The organism is Flavobacterium sp. (assembly GCF_031381455.1).
GTDB lineage: Bacteria > Bacteroidota > Bacteroidia > Flavobacteriales > Flavobacteriaceae > Flavobacterium.
In genome coordinates this window covers 1-2,511 of sequence record NZ_JANMXZ010000017.1, presented here as the reverse complement: position 1 = coordinate 2,511, position 2,511 = coordinate 1, and the positions used below count along the sequence as shown (strand labels likewise).

The window sequence follows — 2,511 nt, the reverse complement described above, 5'->3', positions numbered from 1 at the left end:
TCCAGCAATCATGCTCATAGCAGATTCGATTGTGAATGCATTTAAATCTACCATTTTATCTTCAGCAATTGCTTTGATAACATCCCAAGTAACGCTTGCTACTTTTTTACGATTTGGTTCACCAGATCCTGACTTTAGCTTCGCAGCTTCCAATAACTGGACTGCCGCTGGAGGAGTTTTTACAACAAAATCAAATGATTTGTCTTTATACACAGTAATTTGTACTGGGCATATTTTGCCGGGTTTATCCTGAGTTCTAGCATTAAACTGCTTACAGAATTCCATGATGTTTACCCCAGCAGCTCCTAAAGCAGGTCCAACCGGTGGCGACGGATTCGCAGCACCTCCCTTAACTTGTAGTTTAACTACCTTACTAATTTCTTTAGCCATTTTTTAAAAAATTTAACACCGTAATCATAGGAAGCAATTACAGTGGTTATTATAGATGTAACAAAAATTATACTTTTTCAACTTGCATAAAGCTTAATTCTAATGGTGTTTTTCTTCCGAAAATTTTCACCATTACTTCTAGCTTACGCTTTTCTTCATTGATTTTTTCAATAGTTCCGTTGAATCCATTGAAAGGGCCATCAATAACCTTAATTGTTTCATCAATTTTGAAAGGTATTGCCTGAGTATCCGTGTTAACAGCTAATTCATCAACTTTACCTAACATTCTATTCACTTCAGACATTCTTAATGGAACGGGCTCTCCACCTTTTACTTCACCTAAAAAACCAATTACACTGGTAATCGATTTGATGATATGAGGTATTTCACCAATAAGATTAGCTTCGATCATTACATAACCAGGAAAATAAACTTTATCCTTTGCTATTTTTTTACCATCTCTTACTTGAACTACTTTTTCGGTAGGCACAAGAACTTGAGATACATAATCCGACATTCCCAATCTATTGATTTCTGTTTCGATATAAGCTTTGACTTTATTTTCTTGTCCACTTACCGCTCGAACCACATACCATTTTTTCACATTATTATCTGCCATTTCAGAGAAATTATGATTTTATCAAATTAAAAATCCCAGCAATTGCTTTTGCGCACATTTCATCAACACCCCATGTTGCTAAAGCAAAAACTACTGAAAAAACGGCCACGATAATAGTGAGACGTTGTACTTCAGCCCATTCTGGCCAAGTAACATTTGATTTTAATTCGTCAAATGCTTCTGATATATAATTAACAACTTTTGTCATTGTATTTTTATTTTTGCACGGGCGGAGGGATTCGAACCCCCATCAACGGTTTTGGAGACCGCTATTCTACCCTTGAACTACGCCCGTTGATTATTACTAAAACAGTGTCGTTTAAGAAAAAACGACACTGAATTTTTATTTATTTAATAATTAAGATACTATTTCAGTTACCTGACCAGCACCAACTGTTCTACCACCTTCACGGATAGCGAAACGTAAACCTACGTTCATAGCGATTGGGCTTAATAAAGCAACATTGATAGTTAAGTTGTCTCCTGGCATAACCATTTCAACTCCTGTTGGTAAAGTAATAACTCCTGTTACGTCAGTTGTACGAACATAGAACTGTGGACGGTAATTATTATGGAATGGTGTGTGACGACCACCTTCTTCTTTTTTCAAGATATAAACCTCAGCTTTGAAAGTTGCGTGTGGTTTTACTGAACCTGGCTTAATAATAACCATACCTCTTTTGATATCAGCTTTATCAATACCTCTTAACAATAAACCTACGTTATCTCCAGCTTCACCTCTATCAAGGATTTTACGGAACATCTCAACTCCTGTAATAGTAGAAGTTAATTTTTCAGCTCCCATACCAATAATTTCAACTGGATCTCCTGTGTTAGCAATACCTGTTTCGATACGACCTGTAGCAACAGTTCCACGACCAGTAATTGTAAATGAATCTTCAACTGGCATCAAGAATGGTTTTGAGATATCACGAACTGGTTCTTCAATCCATGCATCAACAGCAGCCATTAATTCAATGATTTTTGGTACCCAAGCTGGATCATTATTCAATCCACCTAAAGCAGAACCTTGAATAACCGGACTGTTATCTCCATCATATTCGTAGAAAGATAATAAATCTCTGATTTCCATTTCAACTAATTCTAATAGCTCAGCATCATCAACCATGTCCACTTTGTTCATGAATACTACCATTCTAGGAATACCAACTTGGCGACCTAAAAGGATGTGCTCACGTGTTTGTGGCATTGGTCCATCAGTTGCAGCTACAACAAGGATAGCACCGTCCATTTGAGCAGCACCAGTAACCATGTTCTTTACGTAATCCGCGTGACCTGGACAGTCAACGTGTGCGTAGTGACGGTTAGCAGTTTCGTACTCAACGTGTGAAGTGTTGATAGTAATACCTCTTTCTTTTTCTTCTGGAGCATTATCAATTTGATCAAATGATTTTGCTTGACAATATCCTGCATCAGACAACACTTTAGTAATTGCTGCAGTTAATGTAGTTTTTCCGTGATCCACGTGCCCAATTGTTCCG

At 37.2% G+C, this 2,511-nt stretch carries 4 protein-coding genes and 1 tRNA gene; all 5 read right to left on the bottom strand.

The window, feature by feature from the left end:
- Positions 1-390: 50S ribosomal protein L11 (gene rplK / locus RMN97_RS05335; protein WP_309613489.1), on the bottom strand; the 390-nt coding region annotated here is incomplete at its 3' end.
- 67 nt (positions 391-457) lie between these two features.
- A complete protein-coding gene (nusG, locus tag RMN97_RS05330; protein ID WP_293896036.1) occupies positions 458-1,009 on the bottom strand; it encodes a transcription termination/antitermination protein NusG in 552 nt (183 codons plus the stop codon).
- A gap of 10 nt (positions 1,010-1,019) precedes the next feature.
- The gene (secE, locus tag RMN97_RS05325; protein ID WP_136150606.1) at positions 1,020-1,217 is read right to left on the bottom strand and encodes a preprotein translocase subunit SecE; all 198 of its coding nucleotides are present in this window, start codon (positions 1,215-1,217) and stop codon (positions 1,020-1,022) included.
- Between the two features lie 16 nt (positions 1,218-1,233).
- A tRNA-Trp gene (locus RMN97_RS05320) sits at positions 1,234-1,304 on the bottom strand.
- 63 nt (positions 1,305-1,367) lie between these two features.
- Positions 1,368-2,511 (bottom strand): elongation factor Tu (gene tuf / locus RMN97_RS05315; protein ID WP_309613488.1); only part of this gene is annotated, 1,144 nt, incomplete at its 5' end.

Coding starts and splice junctions, on each gene's coding strand:
- nusG (WP_293896036.1), bottom strand. CDS start 1,009: ATGGCAGATAATAATGTGAAAAAATGGTATGTGGTTCGAGCGGTAAGT.
- secE (WP_136150606.1), bottom strand. CDS start 1,217: ATGACAAAAGTTGTTAATTATATATCAGAAGCATTTGACGAATTAAAA.